At 72.9% G+C, this 21,595-nt stretch carries 20 protein-coding genes; 2 read left to right on the plus strand and 18 right to left on the minus strand.

The features are described from left to right. Positions 1-83: 83 nt before the first annotated feature. Positions 84-491, minus strand: coding sequence for a GNAT family N-acetyltransferase (locus ACZ5FU_RS13785; protein ID WP_451526145.1), 408 nt, complete (start codon positions 489-491; stop codon positions 84-86). A 76-nt stretch (positions 492-567) separates the two neighbouring features. Continuing rightward, positions 568-1,017, minus strand: a complete 450-nt coding sequence (locus ACZ5FU_RS13790; protein WP_451526044.1) for a RidA family protein — start codon at positions 1,015-1,017, stop codon at positions 568-570. A gap of 646 nt (positions 1,018-1,663) precedes the next feature. On the opposite strand from ACZ5FU_RS13790, the gene ACZ5FU_RS13795 reads away from it, so the two are divergent. Beyond that, positions 1,664-2,692, plus strand: a complete 1,029-nt coding sequence (locus tag ACZ5FU_RS13795; RefSeq protein ID WP_469045363.1) for an isopenicillin N synthase family dioxygenase — start codon at positions 1,664-1,666, stop codon at positions 2,690-2,692. A 16-nt stretch (positions 2,693-2,708) separates the two neighbouring features. On the opposite strand, the gene ACZ5FU_RS13800 is transcribed toward ACZ5FU_RS13795, so the two are convergent. Beyond that, the gene (locus tag ACZ5FU_RS13800; protein ID WP_451526046.1) at positions 2,709-3,818 is read right to left on the minus strand and encodes a citrate synthase 2; all 1,110 of its coding nucleotides are present in this window, start codon (positions 3,816-3,818) and stop codon (positions 2,709-2,711) included. A gap of 279 nt (positions 3,819-4,097) precedes the next feature. On the opposite strand from ACZ5FU_RS13800, the gene pdxH reads away from it, so the two are divergent. Next, positions 4,098-4,727, plus strand: a complete 630-nt coding sequence (gene pdxH, locus ACZ5FU_RS13805; RefSeq protein ID WP_468834919.1) for a pyridoxamine 5'-phosphate oxidase — start codon at positions 4,098-4,100, stop codon at positions 4,725-4,727. A 78-nt stretch (positions 4,728-4,805) separates the two neighbouring features. On the opposite strand, the gene ACZ5FU_RS13810 is transcribed toward pdxH, so the two are convergent. From ACZ5FU_RS13810 to ACZ5FU_RS13880, 15 genes are all read right to left on the minus strand, one after another. Next, complete coding sequence (locus ACZ5FU_RS13810; RefSeq protein ID WP_451526047.1) at positions 4,806-5,417, minus strand: TetR/AcrR family transcriptional regulator; 612 nt, start codon at positions 5,415-5,417, stop codon at positions 4,806-4,808. Further along, the gene (locus tag ACZ5FU_RS13815; protein ID WP_468834856.1) at positions 5,405-6,142 is read right to left on the minus strand and encodes an enoyl-CoA hydratase family protein; all 738 of its coding nucleotides are present in this window, start codon (positions 6,140-6,142) and stop codon (positions 5,405-5,407) included. Before ACZ5FU_RS13815 ends, ACZ5FU_RS13810 begins: the two co-directional genes overlap by 13 nt. Positions 6,143-6,209: 67 nt before the next feature. Beyond that, positions 6,210-7,814, minus strand: a complete 1,605-nt coding sequence (locus tag ACZ5FU_RS13820; RefSeq protein WP_468834858.1) for a 4-coumarate--CoA ligase family protein — start codon at positions 7,812-7,814, stop codon at positions 6,210-6,212. Between the two features lie 35 nt (positions 7,815-7,849). Next, positions 7,850-8,986, minus strand: a complete 1,137-nt coding sequence (locus ACZ5FU_RS13825; protein ID WP_468644721.1) for an acyl-CoA dehydrogenase family protein — start codon at positions 8,984-8,986, stop codon at positions 7,850-7,852. 152 nt (positions 8,987-9,138) lie between these two features. Beyond that, positions 9,139-10,995, minus strand: coding sequence for an acetyl/propionyl/methylcrotonyl-CoA carboxylase subunit alpha (locus ACZ5FU_RS13830; RefSeq protein WP_451526051.1), 1,857 nt, complete (start codon positions 10,993-10,995; stop codon positions 9,139-9,141). 11 nt (positions 10,996-11,006) lie between these two features. Beyond that, complete coding sequence (locus ACZ5FU_RS13835; RefSeq protein ID WP_451778008.1) at positions 11,007-12,605, minus strand: acyl-CoA carboxylase subunit beta; 1,599 nt, start codon at positions 12,603-12,605, stop codon at positions 11,007-11,009. Further along, positions 12,602-14,290, minus strand: coding sequence for an acyclic terpene utilization AtuA family protein (locus ACZ5FU_RS13840; protein ID WP_469045408.1), 1,689 nt, complete (start codon positions 14,288-14,290; stop codon positions 12,602-12,604). The genes ACZ5FU_RS13835 and ACZ5FU_RS13840 overlap by 4 nt, the downstream gene beginning before the upstream one ends. Before the next feature lie 38 nt (positions 14,291-14,328). Next, on the minus strand, positions 14,329-15,123 hold the full coding sequence (locus tag ACZ5FU_RS13845; protein WP_451526053.1) for a TIGR03084 family metal-binding protein: 795 nt from the start codon (positions 15,121-15,123) through the stop codon (positions 14,329-14,331). A 226-nt stretch (positions 15,124-15,349) separates the two neighbouring features. Continuing rightward, positions 15,350-16,324, minus strand: a complete 975-nt coding sequence (locus ACZ5FU_RS13850; protein ID WP_469045364.1) for an EamA family transporter — start codon at positions 16,322-16,324, stop codon at positions 15,350-15,352. Between the two features lie 597 nt (positions 16,325-16,921). After that, positions 16,922-17,236, minus strand: a complete 315-nt coding sequence (locus tag ACZ5FU_RS13855; protein ID WP_451526055.1) for an ATP-binding protein — start codon at positions 17,234-17,236, stop codon at positions 16,922-16,924. Positions 17,237-17,511: 275 nt separating this feature from the next. Then, positions 17,512-18,249 carry a class I SAM-dependent methyltransferase gene (locus tag ACZ5FU_RS13860; RefSeq protein WP_451526056.1) on the minus strand — a complete coding sequence of 246 codons (738 nt, stop codon included), beginning with the start codon at positions 18,247-18,249 and terminating at the stop codon, positions 17,512-17,514. Positions 18,250-18,301: 52 nt separating this feature from the next. After that, on the minus strand, positions 18,302-19,696 hold the full coding sequence (locus tag ACZ5FU_RS13865; RefSeq protein WP_451526057.1) for a hypothetical protein: 1,395 nt from the start codon (positions 19,694-19,696) through the stop codon (positions 18,302-18,304). 2 nt (positions 19,697-19,698) lie between these two features. Further along, positions 19,699-20,463, minus strand: coding sequence for a hypothetical protein (locus ACZ5FU_RS13870; RefSeq protein WP_451526058.1), 765 nt, complete (start codon positions 20,461-20,463; stop codon positions 19,699-19,701). A gap of 39 nt (positions 20,464-20,502) precedes the next feature. Beyond that, positions 20,503-21,087: a hypothetical protein gene (locus tag ACZ5FU_RS13875; protein WP_451526059.1), complete on the minus strand. Its 585-nt coding sequence runs from the start codon at positions 21,085-21,087 to the stop codon at positions 20,503-20,505. Between the two features lie 156 nt (positions 21,088-21,243). Beyond that, positions 21,244-21,543: a hypothetical protein gene (locus ACZ5FU_RS13880; RefSeq protein WP_451526060.1), complete on the minus strand. Its 300-nt coding sequence runs from the start codon at positions 21,541-21,543 to the stop codon at positions 21,244-21,246. Between the last annotated feature and the right edge of the window lie 52 nt (positions 21,544-21,595).

Raw genomic sequence — 21,595 nt, forward strand, 5'->3', positions numbered from 1 at the left:
AACGTGACGCAACCCACACATGGTTCCCGCAAGATTGCCGCGCAATCGTCGCGCGCCGGCCCCGCCCGGTACACCCAGGTCCGTTAGAACACGGCCAGCCGCAGGTCGACCCAGATGTCGTCCTCGCCGTCCAGCGCGTACCGCTCCGTCTCGACGAAGCCGCGCGCCGCGGCGAACCGCAGGCCGTCCTCGTTGACGGCCAGCACGCACGTCTCCACCGCCCTGGCGCCCAGCACGCGCGCGTGGGCGAGACCGTTCTCGTACAGCGCGGTGCCGTGTCCGCGGCGGCGGTACGGCGGCAGCACGCGCGCGATGACGGTGGCCACCGCCTCCTCGCCCGCGGGGGGCCGTACCGTCGAGCAGCCGACGAGGGCGTCGCCGAGGTAGGCGTTCTCCAGGTGGTGACGGCCGGCACGCGCGCGTGCCTCGTCGGGGGACATGGCCGCCGGGGGCACGATCGTGTTGTGGACGTGCCGCCACTGCTCGAGCATGTCCTCACCGGCGACCGGTGCGATGCGAAGACGAAGATCGGTCACGGCACCAGGCAACCGCGCGGCGGGGCGGGCGTCAACGAGGTTGCGGGTCCCGAGCCGGGTCCGGCCCCGGCCCCGGTCGCGGTCGTACGGGACGGCGGGCCTCCGCCTCGATCTCGATCCTCATCCGCGGGTCGGCCAGCCCGCACACCATCATCGTGGCCGCCGGCCGCACCTCGCCGAAGCAGTCGCGCAGCACCGGCCAGCACGGCTCGAAGTCGGCCCGGTCGGGCAGCAGGTAGCGCACCCGCACGACGTCCGCGAACCCGCACCCGGCCTCCGCCAGCGCGGCCCCGATGTTGCGCAGGCACTGCTCGGCCTGCTCGACCACGTCGTCCGAGATGGTCATCGTCGCGTAGTCGTAGCCGGTCGTCCCCGACACGTGCACCCGGTCGCCGTCGACGACGGCCCGCGCGTACCCGATCCGCTCCTCGAAGGGGGAGCCGCTGAGGATGGCGCGCCGCCCGGCCGCGGAAGAGGTCATGCGGGAACGCTAGGCGAGCGGTGCGCACGCGTCCACCGGCCTCCCGGCGGAGCCTCCGGAAAAAAGGGGTTGAACGGACGGCGGGACCCTTCTTAGGCTGGCTGGCACACGAGAAGGGAGGTGGTTCGGCGAATGTACGAGAACCGGACGCGTGAGGTGGCTGCGGGCTAGCGGCCCGTCACCACACCGAGTGCGGTGCCGGACCCGCACGTGAAGGAAGCGTGCAGCCGGCCCAATCCCAGCAGTCACCCGACCCGCGAGTCGCCGGTACGTCCGGCCGGCCCTCCCCGGAGGACCAGACTCGCGGGTCGTCTGCGTTCACGGACTCCCCCGGGGGACTCCGCCTCCCTCCCCCGCGACTCCGCCGCCCGGCCGGGCCGGCCGTGGATCCTCCGGCACGTGACGCACGCCACGCACGAATGCGCGGGCGGGGAGTACCCTGACCACATGATTTCGCTCGTTCGGCGCCGCCACGTGGACTACGTCCGCGTCACGAGCACGGGCTGTCGACGCTCCCTCTGAGCCGTCCGGCCTTCTCCGCGGTTCGGCAACCGCCCGCGTTTCCCCCTCATCTGCCCACCTGGCACCCGTGCGCCCGCCCCACCCACGGCGTTCGTACGGGACCCGTACACCCTGCGGACGCACCATGACGAACGTGTCGACGAACCCGTCGTACCAGCAACTGCCGATCATCGACCTCTCCGCCGCCGACCGGGGGCCCGACGCCCGGGACCTGTTGCGCGCGCAGCTGCACGCCGCCGCGCACGACGTGGGGTTCTTCCAGCTCGTGGGGCACGGGGTGAGCGAGGAGGAGACGGCGGCACTGCTCTCCGCGATGCGGCGGTTCTTCGCCCTGCCCGAGGCCGAACGGCTCGCGATCGACAACGTGAACTCGCCGCACTTCCGCGGCTACACGCGCACCGGTGACGAGCGCACCGGGGGCCGGCGGGACTGGCGGGACCAGCTGGACATCGGGGCGGAGCGGCCGGCGCGGGTGCCGGGGCCCGGGGAGCCCGCCTACTGGTGGCTGGAGGGGCCCAACCAGTGGCCCGCCGGGCTGCCCGAGCTGCGGGTGGCCGCGCTGCGGTGGGTCGAGCGGCTCAGCGGCGTCGCACAGCGGCTGCTGCACGAACTGCTCGCCTCGATCGGGGCGCCCGCGGACTTCTACGACCCGGTGTTCGGGGAGCGGGCGCACCCGCACCTGAAGCTGGTGCGCTATCCGGGCAGCGCGGGCGACGGCGCCGGCCAGGGAGTGGGGGCCCACAAGGACTACGGGTTCCTGACGCTGCTGCTCCAGGACCAGGTGGGCGGGCTCCAGGTGCAGCGGGAGGACGGGCTGTTCCACGACGTCCCGCCGCTGCCCGGGGCGTTCGTCGTCAATCTCGGCGAGCTGCTGGAGGTGGCGACGAACGGGTACCTGGTGGCCACCAACCACCGGGTGGTCTCCCCGCCGAGCGCGGTCGAGCGGTTCTCCGTGCCGTTCTTCTACAACCCGCGCCTGGACGCACGGGTGGAGCCGCTGCCCTTCCCGTACGCCTCCGCCGCGCCCGGCGTGACCGACGATCCGGCCAATCCGCTGTTCGCCGAGTACGGCTTCAACGAGCTGAAGGGCAAGCTGCGGGCCCATCCGCTGGTGGCCGAGCGGCATCACGCGGAACTGCTCAGTCCCGCGTGACGGCCGCCCGGCCGGCTCAGCGGGCGATGTCGGCGATGTCGGCGTATCCCTCGATCTCCTGGGGGCCGCGGGACCCGGGGCCGGTGTAGCGGGCGGAGGGGCGCACGAGGCGGCCGGTGCGCTTCTGCTCCAGGATGTGCGCCGACCAGCCGGCGGTGCGGGCGCACGTGAACATCGACGTGAACATGTGGGCCGGGACCTCGGCGAAGTCGAGGATGATGGCCGCCCAGAACTCCACGTTGGTCGCCAGGACCCGGTCCGGGCGACGGGCGTGGAGTTCGGCGAGGGCGGCCTTCTCCAGGGCCTCGGCGATCTCGAAGCGCGGCGCGCCCAGCTCGCGGGCGGTACGGCGCAGCACGCGGGCGCGGGGGTCCTCGGCGCGGTAGACGCGGTGGCCGAAGCCCATGAGGCGTTCGCCCTTGTCGAGGGCCTGCCGGACGTAGGCCTCGGCGTCGCCGGTGCGCTCGATCTCCTCGATCATGCCGAGGACGCGCGAGGGGGCGCCGCCGTGCAGCGGGCCGGACATGGCCCCGACCGCGCCGGAGAGGGCGGCGGCGACGTCCGCGCCGGTGGAGGCGATGACGCGGGCGGTGAAGGTGGACGCGTTCATGCCGTGCTCGGCGGCGGAGGTCCAGTAGGCGTCGACCGCGGCGACGTGCTTGGGGTCGGGCTCGCCGCGCCAGCGGATCATGAACCGCTCGACGACGGAGCGCGCCTTGTCGATCTCGCTCTGCGGGACCATGGGGCGGCCCTGCCCGCGGGCGGACTGGGCGACGTAGGACAGCGCCATGACGGCGGCGCGGGCGAGGTCCTCGCGGGCCTGCTCGACGTCGATGTCGAGGAGCGGTTTGAGGCCCCAGACGGGGGCGAGCATGGCGAGCGCGGACTGGACGTCGACACGGATGTCGCCGGAGTGGACGGGGATGGGGAACGGCTCGGCGGGCGGCAGCCCGGGGTTGAAGGCGCCGTCGACGAGCAGGCCCCACACGTTGCCGAAGGAGACGTGGCCGACGAGGTCCTCGATGTCGACGCCCCGGTACCGGAGTGCGCCGCCCTCCTTGTCGGGTTCGGCGATCTCCGTCTCGAACGCGACGACTCCTTCGAGTCCGGGTACGAAGTCGGACATCAGGCGGCTCCTCGTGATGTGTGCGACAGGTGGCGCCGGTGGATCCGCGGTCCTGCGGGGACTCGCGGTCCTGGGCGGTCACTCCGGTGATGCCCCGCGCACTCGGCGGTCACGCAACCGGGATGGCACAAGCACCATAACCCCGAGTGCCACCTTTGGGGAGATGCCGCGGCACTCAGTGCCACCTTCGGGTGGATGGAGGCACTGCTGCCGACGGCCCGCGTGCGGCAAGATGACGGCGTGGACCACGCAGAAACCGTTTCTCCCGATCCCGCCTCCATGCGCAAGCAGTACCGGGCGGACGGCCTCGACGAGGCCGATCTGGCCGCCACTCCCGTGGAACAGTTCGCCCGCTGGTTCCGGCAGGCCGCGGCGGAGGCGCACCTGTTCGAGCCCAACGCCATGGTCGTCTCCACGGCGGACGAGCGGGGACGGCCCTCCTCCCGCACGGTGCTGCTGAAGCACTTCGACGCGCGCGGCTTCGTCTTCTACACGAACTACGACTCCCGCAAGGGCCGCGACCTCGCGGAGAACCCGCACGTCGGTCTGTTGTTCCCGTGGCATCCGGTGGCCCGGCAGGTCATCGTGCGGGGGGTGGCCCGGCGCACCGGGCGCGACGAGACGGCGGCGTACTTCCGGACCCGGCCGCACGGCTCCCAGCTCGGCGCGTGGGCGAGCGTGCAGTCCGCGGTGATCACGTCCCGCGACGACCTCGACGCCTCCTACGCCGAGTTGGCGGCCCGCTACCCGGAGGGCGAGCAGGTGCCGGTGCCGCCGCACTGGGGCGGTTTCCGGGTGGTGCCGGAGTCGGTGGAGTTCTGGCAGGGCCGGGAGAACCGGCTGCACGACCGCCTGCGGTACGTGGCGGAGGCGGACGGCGGCTGGCGGGTGGAGCGGCTCAGCCCGTGAGGACGGGCCGCCTCGTCCGCACGAGCCGCCTCGTCCGCAGGGGCCGCCTCGTCCGCACGGTCGCGCGGCGGGCGGCGTTCAGCGGCCGAGGCTCTCCTCCAGCAGGGCCGCCCACTGGGTGACGACCCGGTCGCGGCGGGGGCCGTCGTCGGTGAGGAGGTTCGCGAGGCCGAGGCCGCGGGCCATGTCGAGCAGTCCCTGGACGGTCTCGCGGACGCCGGGCCCGGACTCGTCGGCGCCGAGCAGGTCGACGGCTATGCGGTGGGTCTCGCGGCCGACGCGGGCCTCGAGTTCCGTGACGCGCGAGCGGAGTTGTTCCTCGTTGGAGGCGGCGACCCACAGGTGCAGGGCGGCCCGGAAGAGGGGGCCGGTGTAGAGGTCGACGAGGGCGGAGACGACGGCGCGCCGGTCGCCCGTCACGCCCTGCGGGAACAGGGCGCGCAGGGCGAGGGAGCGTTCCTCGGCGACGTACTCGACGGCGGCGGTGAAGAGGTCCTCGCGGGTGGGGAAGTGGTGCTGGGCGGCGCCGCGGGAGACCCCCGCCCGTTCCGCGACGACGGAGACCGTGGAGCCCGCCCAGCCGCGTTCGGCGAGGCAGGCCACGGCGGCTGCCAGGAGCCGCTGCCGGGTGGCCCGGCTGCGGTCCTGCTTGGGGGCGCGGTCGCGGTCGACCGGGCTCACAACACCCATGCGGGTTCCCGTCGTTCGAGAAAGGCCGTCATTCCCTCGCGGGCCTGCGGAGAGGCGAACAGGCGGGCGGAGAGCGCGGTCAGTGCCGCCGCGTCCCGCTCGAACGCCTCCAGCACCCTAACCGTGAGCAGCCGTTTCGTCTCGGCCAGGCCTTGGGGTGCGGCCTTGCGCAGGCCGTCGAGGACGGGGGCGAGCACGGCGTCGACGTCGTCGGCGGCCGCGGTGAGCAGGCCCATGCGGGCCGCCTCGCGGGCGTCGAAGCGTTCGCCGGTGAGGTAGTAACGGGAAAGGGCCCGCGGGTCGGTGCGCGGCAGGAGCGGCAGGGAGATGACGGCCGGGGCCACCCCGATGCGCACCTCGGTGAAGGCGAACGTCGACGCGGTGGAGGCGGCGGTGACGTCGCAGGCGGCGAGGAGGCCGAGGCCGCCGGCGCGGACGTGTCCGGTGACGCGGGCGACGACCGGTTTGGGCAGCTCGACGACTTGTCGCAGCAGGGCGACGAAGGCGTCCGGGTCGGGCGGGTCGCGCAGGTCGGCGCCGGCGCAGAAGGTCCCCCCGGTGTGGGTGAGGACGACCGCTCGGACCCCGGGGTCCGCGGCGCAGTCGGCGAGCGCGCCGGCGAGTTCCGCGACGAGGGGGGCGGAGAGGGCGTTGCGGGTGCCGACGGCGTCGAGGCTGAGTGTCCGGACGCCGCGGTCACGGGCGCGGCCGATCGGTGCGGTCACGGGGCTTCCTTCCGCGTGGTGACGGGTGTTCCCCGCGGTGCGGTCCCGGGCGTCCGTTCCCGCGCGGTCACGGGCGCTCCCTCAGTTCGCGGCGCAGGATCTTCCCCGAGGCGGCCCGGGGGACGGCGTCGACGAAGGTGACGCGGCGGACCCGTTTGTAGGGGGCGACGCGTTCGGCGACGTGCGCCGCGACCTCTCCCTCGGAGAGGCCGGGGGCGTCCGGCCGGCGGACCACGTACGCGTGCGGCACCTCGTTGCCGTCGTCGTCGTACGCGCCGACGACGGCGGCGTCGGCGATGCCGGGGTGAGTGAGGAGCAGGGCCTCCAGTTCGGCGGGGGCGACCTGGAAGCCCTTGTACTTGATGAGTTCCTTGACCCGGTCGACGACGAACAGCCAGCCTCCCCCGTTCCCGGCTTCGCTCGAGCGGGAGGTGCCCCCACCGTCGACGCGGCCGATGTCGCCGGTGTGCAGCCAGCCGTCGGCGTCGATCATGGCGGCGGTGGCGTCGGGGCGGCCCAGGTAGCCCTTCATGACCTGGGGGCCGCGGATGAGGATCTCGCCGGCCTCGCCGACGCCGAGGTCCCGGTCGGGGTCGTCGAGGGAGACGATGCGCATCTCGGTGCCGGCGATGAGTCTGCCGACGGTGCCGGCGGGGGCCTCGTGCAGGGCGTCCAGGGGGACGACGTGGGTGCCGGGCGACAGTTCCGTCATGCCGTAGGCCTGGCCGATGGAGGGCAGGTTCAGGCGGGCGGCGCAGGCGGTGGCGAGGCCGGCGTCCAGGGGGGCGGCGGCGCTGATGACGTACCGCAGGGACGACAGGTCGTACCCGGTGACCGCCGGGTGCTTGGCGAGGGCGAGGACGATCGGCGGGGCCACGTACAGGCCGGTGATGCGGTGGTTCTGGATGGCCGCGAGGAAGGTCTCCAGGTCGAAGCGGGGCAGGACGACGACGGTGGCGCCCTTGCGCAGCGGCGCGTTCATCAGGGCGGTGAGGCCGTAGATGTGGAAGAAGGGGAGCACCGCCAGGATGCGGTCGCCGGGGCCCGCCGTGATCGCCGGTTCGAGCTGGGCGAGGTTGGTGGCGATCTGCCGGTGGGTGAGCATCACGCCCTTGGGGACGCCCGTGGTGCCCGAGGAGTAGGGCAGGGCCGCGACGTCCCGGGCGGGGTCGACGGCGACCCGCGGCTCGGGGGCGGTGGAGGCGAGCATGTCGAGGAGCGAGCGGTGGCCGGGGGCGCTGTCGCAGACGAAGATCTCCCGGACGCCGCCCGCCCGTTCGGCCGCCCGGCGGGCCGTCTCCAGCAGCGGGGAGACGGTGACGATCCAGCGGACCGCCGCGTCGCCGAGCTGCCTGGCGAACTCCTCGGCGGTGGCGAGCGGGTGCACGGTGGTGACGGTGGCCCCCGCGCGCGTGGCGGCGTAGAACGCGAGGGGGAAGGCGATCGTGTTGGGGCTGTGCAGGGCGAGCACGTCGCCCTTGCGGACGCCGGCCTCGGCGAGGGCGGCGGCGATCCGCCGGTGGAACCGGTCCACCTGCTCGTAGGTGAGGGTGGTGCCGTCGGTGCCGTCGACGAGGGCGGGCAGGTCGCCGAAGTCGGCGGCGCCGCCCAGCACGGCGTCGTGGATGGGCAGTTCTACGGGCGGGACGTCTGCGTACGCGCTGCGGAACATGGTTCCTCCTCGCTGACCGGCGGGTGGCCGCGCGGTCAGTACGACTTGGGCAGGCCCAGGGTCTGGTGGGAGACGTAGTTGAGGATCATCTCCCGGCTCACGGGGGCGATGCGCGCCACGCGCGAGGCCGTTATCAGCGAGGCGAGGCCGAACTCGCGGGTGAGCCCGTTGCCGCCGAGGGTGTGCACCGCCTGGTCGACGGCCTTCACGCAGGCCTCCCCGGCGGCGTACTTCGCCATGTTGGCGGCCTCGCCCGCGCCGGCGTCGTCCCCGGCGTCGTACAGGTGGGCCGCCTTCTGCATCATCAGGCGGGCCAGTTCCAGCTCGATGTGGGCCTGGGCGAGGGGGTGGGCGACGGCCTGGTGGGCGCCGATGGGGGTCTTCCAGACGGTGCGCTCGCGGGCGTACGCGATCGCCTTGGCCAGGGCGTGGCGGCCCATGCCGATCGCGAAGGCGGCCGTCATGACGCGCTCGGGGTTGAGGCCGGCGAACAGCTGGAGCAGTCCCGCGTCCTCGTCGCCCACGAGCGCCCCGGCGGGCAGCCGGACGTCGTCCAGGACCAGCTCGAACTGCTTCTCCACACTGTGCAGTTCCATGTCGATGGGCCGCCGGGTGAAGCCGGGGGCGTCGCGCGGGACGATGAAGAGGCAGGGCTTGAGGCGGCCCGTGCGGGAGTCCTCCGTCCTGCCGACGACGAGGGTGGCGTCGGCGATGTCCACGCCGGAGACGAAGACCTTGCGGCCGGTCAGCAGCCAGTCGCCGCTCGCCCCGTCGCGGCGGGCGGTGGTGGTGATGCGGTGGCTGTTGGAGCCGGCGTCGGGCTCGGTGATGCCGAAGGCCATGAGGCGGGAGCCGTCGGCGAGGGCGGGGAGCCACTCCCGCTTCTGGGCGTCCGTGCCGAAGCGGGAGATCACCGTGCCGCAGATGGCGGGGCTGACGATCATCATCAGCAGGGGGGATCCCGCGGCGCCGAGCTCCTCGGAGACGAGGGAGAGTTCGGCGATGCCGCCGCCGCCCCCTCCGTACTCCTCGGGGAGGTTGACGCCGATGTAGCCGAGCTCGGCGGCCTCCCGCCACAGGGTGCCGTTGTCGGAGGCCTGCCGGTGGCGGGCGAAGTCGGACACCGCGGCCCGCAGTGCCCTGTGCTCGTCGGACTCGATCAGGGTGGTCATCGTGGCTCCTTCGCGTGCGGGTCGTGTGGGGCGGGGTGCTCACGCGGCGGAACCGCGTGCCGGTGCGGCCTGGTCCGGACGGACGTCCCTGGTGCCGTGACCGGAGGGGTTCACCGGCTCGCGGCGCCCGGCAGGCCTCTCCGGTCGCGGCACTAGCTCGTCCGCACCACCGCCAGCAGGGTGCCGACCTGGACCTGCTGTCCCTCCGTCACCGGCAGTTCCGTCAGCGTCCCCGCCGCCGGCGCGGAGATGACGTGCTGCATCTTCATCGCTTCGAGCCACACGATCGGTTCGCCCGCCCGGACACCCGATCCGGTGACGAGGCCGTCCGCGATCCTGACGACCGTGCCGGGCATCGGGGCCAGCAGGGAGCCGGGGGCGCGCTGGTCCTCGGGCTCGGGGAAGCGGGGCAGGGCGGTGAGGACGGTGGCGCCGACGTGGACGCGGTCGCCGTACCGGGCCACCTCGAACCTGCGCCGTACGCCGTCGGCCTCCAGCACGACGAGGGACGCGTCGGCGTGCACGACGTGGACACCGTGCACGCCGTCCGCCGTGAGGCCGGTGCGGGTGTGGTGGTAGCGGGCCTCGTGCTCCTCGCCCGCCATGAGGTAGCGCCGGGTCTGCGGCTGGGAGGGCAGGTTGCGCCAGCCGCCGAAGCGGGAGCGGCCGTGCGCCCCGGCGAGGGCGGCGGCCAGCGGCGCGTACGGGTCGGGGGCGGGGACGGTGAGGGCCGCGAGGTGGCGATCGTAGAAGCCGGTGTCCATGCGGCCGGAGGTGAACTCCTCGTGGCGCAGGGAGGCGACGAGGAGGTCGCGGTTGGTGACCGGGCCGTGGACCGTCGCCCGTTCCAGGGCGCCCGCGAGGGTGCGGACGGCCTCCGCGCGCGTGGGGGCGTGGGCGACGACCTTGGCGATCAGGGGGTCGTAGTGGACGCCGATGGTGTCGCCGTCGCCGAAGCCGGTGTCGAGGCGGACGCCGCCGGGGACGGCGAGGCGGTGCAGGGTGCCGGTCTGCGGGGTCCAGCCGGCCGCCGGGTCCTCGGCGTAGAGGCGGGCCTCGACGGCGTGGCCGCGCGCGGGCGGCGGCTCGGCGGGCAGGGCGTGTCCCTCCGCGACGCGGATCTGCTCGGCCACCAGGTCGATGCCGAAGACGGCCTCGGTGACGGGGTGTTCGACCTGGAGGCGGGTGTTCATCTCCAGGAAGTGGGCGCGGCCGTCGGCGACGAGGAACTCCACGGTCCCGGCGCCGGTGTAGTCCACGGCGCGCGCGGCCCGCACGGCGAGCGTGCGCAGTTCGTCCACCAGGTCCTCGGGGAGGCCGGGGGCCGGGGCCTCCTCGACGACCTTCTGGTGGCGGCGCTGGAGGGAGCAGTCGCGGGTGCCGAGCGCCCAGACCGTGCCGTGCGTGTCGGCGAGGATCTGCACCTCGACGTGGCGGCCTTTCTCCACGTAGGGCTCGACGAAGACCTCGCCGTCGCCGAAGGCGCTCGCGGCCTCGGCGCGCGCGCCCTCCAGCGCGGGCGCCAGCTCCGCCAGGCGGCGTACGACGCGCATGCCGCGTCCGCCGCCGCCCGCGGCGGCCTTCACCAGGACCGGCAGGTCGGACTCGGTCACCTCGTCGGCGTCCATCGGGGCGATCCCCAGGAGGGCCTTCGCCCGGGTCTTGGACGCCATCGCCTCGATCGCCCCGGGCGGCGGCCCGATCCAGACCAGGCCCGCGTCCAGGACGGCGCGCGCGAAGCCGGCGTTCTCGGAGAGGAAGCCGTAGCCGGGGTGCACGGCGTCCGCACCCGCGGCGACGGCCGCCTTCACGATCAGGTCGGCCCGCAGGTACGTCTCGGCGGGCGTGTCGCCGGGCAGCCGTACGGCGGTGTCGGCCACGCGCGTGTGCAGGGCGCCCTCGTCGGCGTCCGAGTGCACGGCGACCGTGCGGATCCCCGAGGCGCGGCAGGTGCGGAAGACGCGGCAGGCGATCTCGCCGCGGTTGGCGACGAGCACAGAAGTGATCACTGGAAGGTCCCTCACATCCGGAAGACGCCGAAGCCGCCCCGCGCGCCCTCGAAGGGGGCGGTGTGGACGGCCGACAGGCACAGGCCGAGGACGGTGCGGGTGTCGCGCGGGTCGATGACGCCGTCGTCGTACAGCCGCCCGGACAGGAACGCGGGCAGCGACTCGGACTCGATCTGCTGCTCGACCATCGCGCGCAGGGCGGCGTCGCCGTCCTCGTCGTAGGGCAGGCCCTTCGCGGCGGCCGACTGGCGGGCGACGATGGAGAGCACGCCGGCGAGCTGCTGCGGGCCCATGACGGCCGACTTGGCGCTGGGCCAGGCGAACAGGAAGCGCGGGTCGTAGGCCCGCCCGCACATGCCGTAGTGGCCGGCGCCGTAGGAGGCCCCCAGGAGGACGGACAGGTGCGGGACGCGCGAGTTGGACACCGCGTTGATCATCATCGAGCCGTGCTTGATGATGCCGCCCTGCTCGTACTCCCTGCCGACCATGTAGCCGGTGGTGTTGTGCAGGAAGACCAGGGGGATGTCGCGCTGGTTGGCGAGCTGGACGAACTGGGCGGCCTTCTGGGACTCGGCGCCGAACAGCACGCCCTGCGCGTTGGCGAGGATGCCGACCGGGTAGCCGTGCAGGCGCGCCCAGCCGGTGACCAGGCTCGTCCCGTACAGCGGCTTGAACTCGTCGAAGTCGGAGGCGTCGACGATCCGGGCGATCACCTCGCGCGGGTCGAAGGGCACCTTGAGGTCGCCGGGGACGATGCCGAGGAGTTCCTCCGGGTCGTACTTCGGCGGCTCGGCCGGTCCCGGGTCCGGGTGGGCCTTGCGGTGGTTGAGGCGGGCGACGATCCGGCGGGCCTGGCGCAGGGCGTCCGGTTCGTCGACGGCGAAGTGGTCGGCGAGGCCGGACACGCGCGCGTGCATCTCCGCGCCGCCCAGCGACTCGTCGTCGCTCTCCTCGCCGGTCGCCATCTTGACCAGCGGCGGTCCGCCGAGGAACACCTTCGCCCGCTCCTTGACCATGACGACGTGGTCGGACATGCCGGGGACGTAGGCGCCCCCGGCCGTGGAGTTGCCGAAGACGACGGCGACGGTGGGGATGCCGGCCGCGGACAGCCGGGTCAGGTCCCGGAAGATCGCGCCGCCGGGGATGAAGATCTCCTTCTGCGAGGGCAGGTCGGCCCCGCCGGACTCCACCAGGCTGATCACGGGCAGCCGGTTGGCGAGCGCGATGTCGTTGGCGCGCAGGGCCTTCCTCAGCGACCACGGGTTGCTGGCGCCGCCGCGCACGGTGGGGTCGTTGGCGGTGATCAGGCACTCCACGCCCTCGACGACGCCGATGCCGGTGACGAGGGAGGCGCCGACGGTGTACTCGCTGCCCCAGGCCGCCAGTGGCGACAGCTCCAGGAACGGGGTGTCGGGGTCGAGGAGCAGCTCGATCCGCTCGCGGGCCAGGAGCTTGCCACGTCCCCGGTGCCGGGTGACGTACTTCTCGCCGCCGCCCGCCAGCGCCTTGGCGTGTTCGGCGTCGAGGGCGGCGAGCTTGGCGAGCATGCTGTCGCGGCGGTCCCGGTGGTCGGGTCCGCGGGGGTCGAGCGCCGACGGCAGGACGGTCACAGCAGGTCCTCCGGTATGTCCAGGTGGCGGGAGCGCAGCCATTCGCCGAGCGCCTTGGCCTGCGGGTCGAAGCGGTGCCGGGAGGCGACGCCGGCGCCGAGGAGGCCCTCGACGACGAAGTTCAGGGCGCGCAGTCCGGGCAGGTCGTGCCGGGTCACGCGCAGCCCGGCGCTCTCCGGGATCAGTGCGCGGAACCGGTCGACGGTCAGCGTGTGGGCGAGCCACCGCCAGGCCGCGTCCGACCGCACCCACACGCCCACGTTGGCGTCCCCGCCCTTGTCGCCGCTGCGGGCTCCGGCGACGAGCCCGAGGGGCGCCCGGCGCACGGGGCCGCCGGGCGGTGGCGCGGGCGGCGCCGGCGGCGGCACGTCGTCCAGGTCCAGGGTGTCGGCCGGCGCCGGCACGGGGACGCGGCGCCCGTCGGCGAGGACGGCGACGTGGTCCACCTCGCCCTGCGGGACGTACGCGGCCTCGAACACCCCGTAGGGGTCGCCCTTGCCGGGCGGGGCGAGGACGTGGAAGCCCGGATAGCTGGCCAGCGCCAGTTCGACGGCCGCGCCGCTCAGCGCCCGCCCGACGACGGCCTGGTCGGGGTCGCGGACGACGAGCCGCAGCAGCGCGCTCGCCGTCTCCTGGGTGTCCGCGTCGGCGCGGTCGGTGCGGACGAGTTCCCAGCGGACCTCCTCGGGCGCCGACCCGGCGAACGCCTCCGCCATCTGCTCGCGCACCAGCGCCGCCTTGGCCTCGACGTCGAGGCCGGTCAGCACGAAGACGATCTCGTTGCGAAACCCGCCGAGCCGGGTGCGGCCGACCTTGAGTCCGGGGGGCGGCGCCTCGCCGCGCACGCCGTCGATCCGGACGCGGTCGGGGCCGTCCTGCGTGAGCCGTACGGTGTCCAGCCGGGCGGTGACGTCCGGTCCGGCGTAGCGGGCGCCACCCGTCTCGTAGAGCAGCTGGGCGGTGACCGTCCCGACGTCGACGAAGCCGCCGGTGCCGGGGTGCTTGGTGATCACGCTGCTGCCGTCGGCGTGCAGTTCGGCGAGCGGGAAGCCGGGTCTGCGGACGTCGCGGCCGCCCTCGCGGAAGAAGGCGTAGTTGCCGCCGGTGGCCTGCGTCCCGCACTCCAGGACGTGTCCGGCGACGACGGCTCCGGCGAGCCGGTCGTGGTCGGCGGGGCCCCAGCCGAAGTGGGCGGCGGCGGGCCCGGTGACCAGGGCCGCGTCCGTCACCCGTCCGGTCACCACGACGTCCGCGCCCGCCCGCAGGCAGGCGGCGATGCCGAAGCCGCCGAGGTAGGCGTGCGCGGTGAGACTGCCGGGGTACCGGGGTCCGAGGTCGTCCCCCTCGACGTGCGCGACCCGTACGGGGACGCCGAGCCGCTCCGCGAGGGCGCGTACGGCGTCGGCGAGTCCGGCCGGGTTCAGGCCGCCGGCGTTGGTGACGATCCTGACCCCGCGTTCACGGGCGAGGCCGAGGGTCTCCTCCAGCTGGCGCGGGAAGGTGCGGGCGTATCCGGCGCCGGGGTCCTTGAGGCGGTCCCGGCCGAGGATCAGCATGGTCAGCTCGGCGAGGTAGTCGCCGGTCAGGACGTCCAGCTCGCCGCCGGTCAGCATCTCGCGCACCGCGTCGAAGCGGTCGCCGTAGAAGCCGGAGGCGTTGCCGACGCGCAGGGGCCGGGCGGTCACCGGACGGCCTTCCTCGGCGGGCGGCCGGGGCGGGGCCGTCACCGGACGGCCTCCTTCGGCGGGCGGCCGGGGCCGGGCGGTCCGGCGAAGGCCTGGGCGACGTCCAGCCAGCGGTCGGCGTCGGGACCCTCGGCGCACAGGGCGAGGTCGGCGCGGTGGGAGCGCTGGGTGACCAGCAGGCAGAAGTCGAGCGCGGGGCCGGTGACGCGCTGCGCGGCCTCCTCGGGGCCGTACGTCCAGGACTGGCCGGAGGGGCCGAGGAGTTCCACCCGGACGGGACCGGCGGGGGCGGGGAGCCCGTGCGCGGCGAAGGCGAAGTCGCGGGTGCGCACGCCGAGCCGGGCGATGTGCCGGATGCGGTCGGTGGGGGCGCGGGTGACGCCGAGGGCGTCGGCCACGTCCAGCCCGTGGGCCCAGGTCTCCATGAGGCGGGCGGTGGCGAGGGAGGCGGCGGCCATCGGGGGGCCGTACCAGGGGAAACGGGCGCCCGGCGGGGCCCCCCGCAGCGCCGCGTCGAGGGCGGTGCGGCCGGCGCGCCAGCGCGCGAGCAGTTCGGCGGGCGGGAGCGCCGCGCCTTCCTCGGCGCCCCGGTCGACGAAGGAGTCGGGGGCGGCGAGCGCCTGTTCGACCAGGGCCCGGAACCCGTCCTCGTCCGTGACGGCGAGGAGGGCCGAGTGGTCGGTCCAGGCGAGGTGGGCGATCTGGTGGGCGACGGTCCAGCCGGGGGCGGGCGTCGGGAGGGTCCAGCGGTCCGGGGCGGACTCGGCCACCAGCCGGTCGAGTTCGTCGCTTTCGGCACGGAGGTCGTCGAGCACGGGCGTCGGGTCGGCCATGGGGAGGAGCATGGCAGCGGCCCCGGAAACAATCAAGCATGCTTGCATGATTTGTTGGGAGGGCTCTCCGAGGGGCTCCAGGGGCTTCCGGCGGGCCTTTCGATGGGGCTTCCAGCGGGGCTTCTGGTAGGGCTTCCGGTGGGGCTTTCGACAGGGCGCCGGTGAAGGTTTCCGGCGGGGCGCCCGACGGACCGTCCGTCCGGGCCGGGCGCCTTCGCCCGCCCCGTCAGGCATCCGGGACCGCCGCCTTCGGCCGTCCTGTCTGGGTCCGCACCGCACCCATGCTCGCCGCGATGACCAGGGCGATCGCGGCCGCCTCGACGGCGGACAGGGCCTGGTCGAGGATGAGGAAGCCGGCCGCCGCCGCGAGGGCCGGCTCCAGGCTCATCATGATCGCGAAGGTGGCGGCGGGCATGCGCCGCAGGGCGAGGAGCTCCAGGGTGTAGGGCAGCACGGAGGACAGGACCGCCACCCCCGCGCCGAGACCGAGGGTCACCGGGTCGAGGAGCTTCGCGCCCGACTCGGCGACTCCCAGGGGCAGGAAGAGCAGCGCGCCCACCGCCATCGCCAGCGCGAGCCCGTCCGCCTGCGGGAAGCGGCGGCCGGTACGCCCGCTGAAGACGATGTACGCCGCCCACATCGCGCCCGCCGACAGCGCGAACGCGGCGCCCAGCGGGTCGAGGTCGCCGACCCCGCCGCCGAGCAGGAAGACGCCGGCGAGCGCGAGCCCCGCCCAGACCAGGTTCAGGGCGCGCCGTGAGACCAGGACGGAGAGGGCGAGCGGGCCGAGGACCTCCAGGGTGACCGCGGTGCCCAGGGGGATGCGGTCGACGGACTGGTAGAAGAGGCCGTTCATGGCGGACATGGTCACGCCGAAGGCGACGACCGTGCCCCAGTCGGCGCGCGAGTACCCGCGCAGCCGGGGCCGGCAGACCGCGAGCAGGACGACGGCGGCGACCAGCAGCCGCAGCGAGACGACGCCGAGCGCGCCCGCCCGCGGCATCAGGGTCACCGCGAGCGCGCCGCCGAACTGGACGGACACCCCTCCGGCGAGCACCAGCCCGACGGGGCCGAGGGCGGCCCACCGGCCGGGCGCCGGAGCCGGGCCGTCCGGGCCGGTCCGGTTCGCCGGGGCGGCCGCGCCGGCCGGGGTGACGGGCTGCCGGTTCGGCACGGTGGTGTCGGGGGTGCTCACGGGCATTCCAAGGGGTCGGTGGGCTCTGCGCCAGACCTGGCGTCCATCACGATGCACGGCACAGTCCAGGGTAATGGACTGCACGGTCCAGGGTAATGGACTACGTCAGGAGTGTGAAGTGCGTTTGCCGCTGTCCGCGGGGTCGCGGGAGGTGCGGCCCTGGTGCCGGACTCCCCGCAGGGCGGAGTGCCGTTGACGAGCGGCGAACCGACCGACAAGTAACCCGCCAGCCGCCTGAGCTCCTCGCGCTCGGCGCTGGTCAGCTCACTGGACCCGCCCTCGCCCGGGTCCGCTTTAGCCCGGCGTTACCAGCCGCGTAGGGACTCGGAGCTGACGTCGAGCTCCCGGGCGACAGCAGTGACCGTCCTGCCCGAGGAATCTGAAGTCCCCACGATGTCAACCATGGAACACAACACTCACGGGTACCGGCCGCCGCCGACAGCGACGGGTGGTGGCGAGTCGCCGGTGCTGCGGTTCTGCGGATAGGCACCGTCCGAAGGGGACAGTGTGCGGTGCCTCACCACTTCAGGCTGGTCTTGATAGGGATACGAGGTACAGCGCCCTGACGCTGATGCGACTGCCGTGTAGTGATCAGCGGGGGTCCTACAGATCGCGAAGCGCTACGAGAGCTCGCCCCATCACGAGCGGGGTGATCTCTGGGCCGCCCGGCTCTCTGAGCGCGGCCCTCGGACGGCTGGGCACTTCGGCCCAGACAACCTTCCCAGTGAGCGGCTGCGAGGGGAAGTAGCCCCAGCGGTTGGCCATTGCCTGGATGAGCACGAGTCCTCGGCCCCCGGTGGCACTGGCGTCGTCGGCGCGAGGTACCGGCGATCGGGGATCAGGGTCACTGACCGCGAGGATGATGCCGCCGTCGGTAGGCCAGAGCCTGAGCAGGATCGTGCCGATGTCGGCAGACACGGCGGCCGTTTCCGACGTCTCGGCGAGTCGTGCGTGCTGGATGGCGTTGGTGGCCAGCGCTGGAGGAGGTCGACGGTGTGGCGGCGGGCCCAGGCGACGGCGTCGGGGGTGGCGGCGAGGGTCAGTTCACTGATGGACGGGGGGACCTGGCTCATGCGGGTGGCTCCCTCGGCGGCGTGGCCGGGCGGGTGCGGGACGCTTTGGTGTGGATGGTTCCCTCGGGTCCGGGGCGGCTGGGGACGGGGTGTCCCGGACCCGTGGGCTGCTTGAGGGGGTTACTTCGTGGCGACGACGTAGACGCTGCCCCAGCGGCGCTTCGGGTTGGCCATGGTGGGATCGAACGTCCAGGGTTCGACGGTGGTGAAGCCGGCCTCGGTGAAGAGCTGGACGAGCTTCTCGTGGTCGTAGGCCCACAGGTGCGGGGTGTACGTGGGGTCGTCGTCCTGGTCGCGGAAGATGAGGTTGACGAGGTCGAGACGGGTGTTGATGTCGTCGCGACAGTCACGCTTGGCATACCAACGCTCGATCGTCTCGTCGGTGGCGTCCAGAGGGCTGGGGTACTGGTTCAGGGCGAAGGCGGCGTCAGGGACGCCGGTGATGATTCGGCCGCCCGGCACGAGGACGCGGTGGGCCTCGCGGACGTAGTGCTTGGCCGAGCGCGGGTAGTCGATGTGCTCCAAGAAGTGCTCGGAGAAGATCTCGTCGGTGCTGTCGTCCTGGAGGGGGATGCCCTCGCGGATGTCCCAGAGGAGGTCGGCCGGCGGGAGGAGGTCGATGTTGAAGAAGCCGTCGAGGCGGTGGGCTCCGCCGCCGATCTGGACCTTGGCGGGCTTGTCGTCGATGCGGCCGTTGGGCAAGGCGTGACAACTGGCGTGGTGGTAGCGGTGGAATTCGATCTCCTTGGCGGCAGCCCGGAGGGTACGGGCGAGGCCGTGGGTGGTGGTGGGGTCGGCGAGGACGGAGGCGATCTGCTCGCCGAGGAGGTCGACGGAGGGCATGCCGGAGGGACTCATCACGGATCTCCTGCGTGTGAGGTTGCTCGGGATGGGGTGGCGGCGGTGGTGATCAGGCGGCGCTGGGCGCGGGGGCGGTCCACTGGTTGTTGCGCATGAGGGTGTACTTGATGTCCACGAGGCGCGGGCTGATGGTCAGCGAGAGCTCTTCGGCCGGGTGGAGGTGGCCGGCGTCGTCCTGCTCGGCGCGCCAGACGCGGTAGTCGAGGTTGGGATAGGCCGGGTTGATGCCGATCTCGCCCTTGGGCATCGTGCCGTTGAACGGGGCGACGATGTCCATGTGGTTCCAGTAGTTCCAGGCTTGCAGCGCCTTGTACTGGTCGAAGTAGAAGTAGAAGTCGGGATAGCGGCCGAAGGTTCGCAGTTCCCGGTGGATGAGGTGGCCGAGGAGCGGGCCGAGCTGAGTGGCGAGGGAGTCGAACTCCCAGCGGGTGTGGTGCCAGGCTTCGGGGGCGTCACCGGGCGCGAAGAGGCGGGCGGCGACGAGGTAGCTGATCCGCTCGACCAGGTATGAGCTGACGTGGGTGGTGTCGATGGTCGGATCGACCCGATGGAGGAACGCGGCCAGCTGCTTCGGTCGGGGGCGGAACTTCGCCAGGTCGAACTTGCTGGCCATAGCAGGGAAGGAGGCGAACAGCATCTCCTTGTAGAGCCAGTTGTTCAGCTCTCCGAGCTCGGCCAGGCGCCGGGTGTGGCGGGAGGTCGAGTGGAGCATCAGGTACTCGGCGACCACTTCGAAGTACAGGTAGCCGAGGATCGGCAGTCGGGGGATCGTCTCGTCGAGCAGCTTGAGGAACGGCTCAGCGTCGACTCGGGTGCTCTGGTGGGCGACGGCAGCAGCGGTAGCGAGGAGTGCGGCCGAGTTCTTGACCCGGTTGACGACGGTCTCGCGCAGCTGGTGCCGTTCGTTCTTGCTCAGCAGGTATTCGAGGTGGCTGTAGATCTGCAGGTGGATGAGGCCCAGCCTCAGGTAGTCCACGCCGGCGAGACCGCGATATGCCTGCGGCGGGGTGTCGATCTCGAAGATCAGCGGCGTGGGGACGCGGTCGATGACGCCGAGCTTGGCCAGGAAGGCCGGCGCTTCCTTGGTCAGGATGTAGGCGCCGAGGTTGTGCATACGGAAGCCCTGGTCGGTCGCGATGAGCGGCGCGCAGTAGATGCTTCCGACGAGGCAACCGCCCGACGGGTAGAGCACCCCCTGCCGACTGATTTCCTCCAAGGCGTGGGTGACGTGCAGCAGGTGCAGCTTGCCGTTTCCGCTCAGGGCCTCGAAGAGGGCGTTCTGCCGCAGCAGGTGGCCGTTCGGGGCCTCCTCGGCGAGACGTCGGTCCCAGCCCACAGTCTGGGCAGCGAGCGGGTGGGTGTGATCGGACGGGCTGAGGATGAGGGTGGAGTCGAAAAAGGCATGGGCGTCGGCCCACAGGTGGTAGGTGTCGAGGAAGTCCATGGTCAGATCAGGCCCTTCTCGGCGAGCGCGTAGAGCACGGCTGCGGTGCCGCTGGCCCCGGCGAGGTAGGCCCGCTCCGAGACCAGGACCAGGTCGAAGGCGAGGCCACGCAGCTGATAGAACGCGGGCTGGCGGACGTACCGAGCGTCCGGCCACCACTTCAGCTTCGGCAGGCGGTAGCGGTCCAGGGCGTCGGCGGCCTTGACCACGTCGGTGATGCGCTCGGCCCGGGCGTGGTCGGACTTGTCGTCGGCGGTGAACACCGCGTACGGGACGTCGTGCAGTCGGACGGCCGTGGCCGCCTGCACGATCCGCCGGGGTGTGGCGGCGAGGCCGAAGTGGCCCCAGACGATGTCGGCGTTCGCGGCGAGCCAGATGGCCGCGCGGGCGCCATGCCCGCGATCGTCCTGGTCGTGGCGCCGCTGGCAGTCGTGTACGGCGGCGGCGAGGATCGCTGTGGCAGCGTCGGCGTCGTCGAGGCCGTTCACCTCGGCGAAGACGGCGGCGAGCGCCGCCGTCCTCATGGCGTGCCGGACGCCGTGGAGCGACGTGTACAGGCGGGGGTCGGCCCACCACCGGGTGGGCAGTCCGCCGTGCGCGAGCAGCTCCTTCGACTGCGGGCGCAAGGCGGGCTGCGGCGCCGACGGGAGGTCGGGCCTACGGTCACTGATCCACGTGACGGTGGCGTGGTCCATGTGCTGGTGGAGCGGGAGCTGCCCACGGGCAGCCAGGTCGATCAGACTTGCGGTCAACGGGGTCGTGCTCATTCGTGCCCACCCCCTTGGTGGTCTCCGCGGTGATGTTCCCTACTGGATCGGCGCGGCCTGCTGTTCGCGCTCTTTGCGCTCCTTCTCGGCGGCCTCGAAGGTTGCCGTGAAGTCGGCCAGCTCCTCCTCCGTCATCAAGGTCACCCCGAGCGCCGTGGCGACGTCCGTGATCTTGGCCTCCGCCTCAGCGCGGACGGCGTCCGAGGCTCCGTCCTCCAGCAGGACCTCGAACTCGGCGTGGTAGCCCCACGCCTCGCTCCGCTTGACCGCGATCTCGACATCGTCGAGGCGGAAGTTGTGACGGAAGTTGAACGCCTCGTGCATCGCCGACTTGAACCCGAGGGCGTTGAACACCTTCACCGCGGCGGGAACGTCGGCGGGGGCGATGGCGAACTCGGTCTCCACGAAGGCCGCGCCCTGCCCGATCTTGCTCCCCTTGAGCGTGATCTTGGCGGTGCCGGCGGCAGTGTTGTCGGTGACCTTCAGGAGCTGGTCGGGGAGCACGTAGAAGTAGATGTGCTTGTCGTCGAGGCCCAGGTCCTCACCGTCCGCCTTCAGGCGGCTGACGAGCTGGTCATGGACCTCTTTGCTGAAGCGGGCGCGCATCTCGATCTCGACGGCCACGGGGCTGGTACCTCCTCGTTTCAGGCATGGCGAAGCCAGCCGGACCCTGCCGTGGGGGCTGTCCGGTCGGGCGATCGCTATGGGGTTGGTGGTCGAGCATGGGGTGATGCGGCCGATGCGGGTGCCGGCCGCATCACCCCGGTGGATCAGTGGGTGTCAGTCGAGGATGCCGAAGCGCTCTTCGACGACTCCCGAGTGCAGGTAGGTCGGGATCTGGACGCCCCCGACCGACGTGCGGCCGGTGGCCACCTGGCCCTCCGTCTCGCTGGGAAAGCTCTCCAGCAGACGCAGGCACTGCTGAGCCCACTCACGCGAAGCGGGCCAGTCGCCCAGGTCGCGATGGCGCACGGCCAGGGCGTACGCGGTCTCGGTGGCCGCCCACTGGTCGGTCACCAGCTCACGCTGGAAGATCGACTCCAGTTCGTCGGTGGAGGCCAGGCGGGTCGGGTTGGTCATGGTGCCCTCTCGAGTCAGACGGTCGTGCCCCAGTGGTGATCAACGCCTCGGA

The sequence above is a fragment of the Streptomyces sp. NPDC031554 genome, assembly GCF_055580685.1.

What these genes read in the sequence shown, in the direction of transcription:
- ACZ5FU_RS13870 (WP_451526058.1), bottom strand. Translation starts at nt 20,463, where the DNA reads ATGAGCACGACCCCGTTGACCGCAAGTCTGATCGACCTGGCTGCCCGT.
- ACZ5FU_RS13880 (WP_451526060.1), bottom strand. Translation starts at nt 21,543, where the DNA reads ATGACCAACCCGACCCGCCTGGCCTCCACCGACGAACTGGAGTCGATC.
- ACZ5FU_RS13800 (WP_451526046.1), bottom strand. Translation starts at nt 3,818, where the DNA reads ATGTCCGACTTCGTACCCGGACTCGAAGGAGTCGTCGCGTTCGAGACG.
- ACZ5FU_RS13820 (WP_468834858.1), bottom strand. Translation starts at nt 7,814, where the DNA reads ATGTTCCGCAGCGCGTACGCAGACGTCCCGCCCGTAGAACTGCCCATC.
- ACZ5FU_RS13865 (WP_451526057.1), bottom strand. Translation starts at nt 19,696, where the DNA reads ATGGACTTCCTCGACACCTACCACCTGTGGGCCGACGCCCATGCCTTT.
- ACZ5FU_RS13825 (WP_468644721.1), bottom strand. Translation starts at nt 8,986, where the DNA reads ATGACCACCCTGATCGAGTCCGACGAGCACAGGGCACTGCGGGCCGCG.
- ACZ5FU_RS13810 (WP_451526047.1), bottom strand. Translation starts at nt 5,417, where the DNA reads ATGGGTGTTGTGAGCCCGGTCGACCGCGACCGCGCCCCCAAGCAGGAC.
- ACZ5FU_RS13845 (WP_451526053.1), bottom strand. Translation starts at nt 15,123, where the DNA reads ATGGCCGACCCGACGCCCGTGCTCGACGACCTCCGTGCCGAAAGCGAC.
- ACZ5FU_RS13860 (WP_451526056.1), bottom strand. Translation starts at nt 18,249, where the DNA reads ATGAGTCCCTCCGGCATGCCCTCCGTCGACCTCCTCGGCGAGCAGATC.
- ACZ5FU_RS13850 (WP_469045364.1), bottom strand. Translation starts at nt 16,324, where the DNA reads ATGCCCGTGAGCACCCCCGACACCACCGTGCCGAACCGGCAGCCCGTC.
- ACZ5FU_RS13795 (WP_469045363.1), top strand. Translation starts at nt 1,664, where the DNA reads ATGACGAACGTGTCGACGAACCCGTCGTACCAGCAACTGCCGATCATC.
- ACZ5FU_RS13785 (WP_451526145.1), bottom strand. Translation starts at nt 491, where the DNA reads ATGCTCGAGCAGTGGCGGCACGTCCACAACACGATCGTGCCCCCGGCG.
- pdxH (WP_468834919.1), top strand. Translation starts at nt 4,098, where the DNA reads ATGCGCAAGCAGTACCGGGCGGACGGCCTCGACGAGGCCGATCTGGCC.
- ACZ5FU_RS13790 (WP_451526044.1), bottom strand. Translation starts at nt 1,017, where the DNA reads ATGACCTCTTCCGCGGCCGGGCGGCGCGCCATCCTCAGCGGCTCCCCC.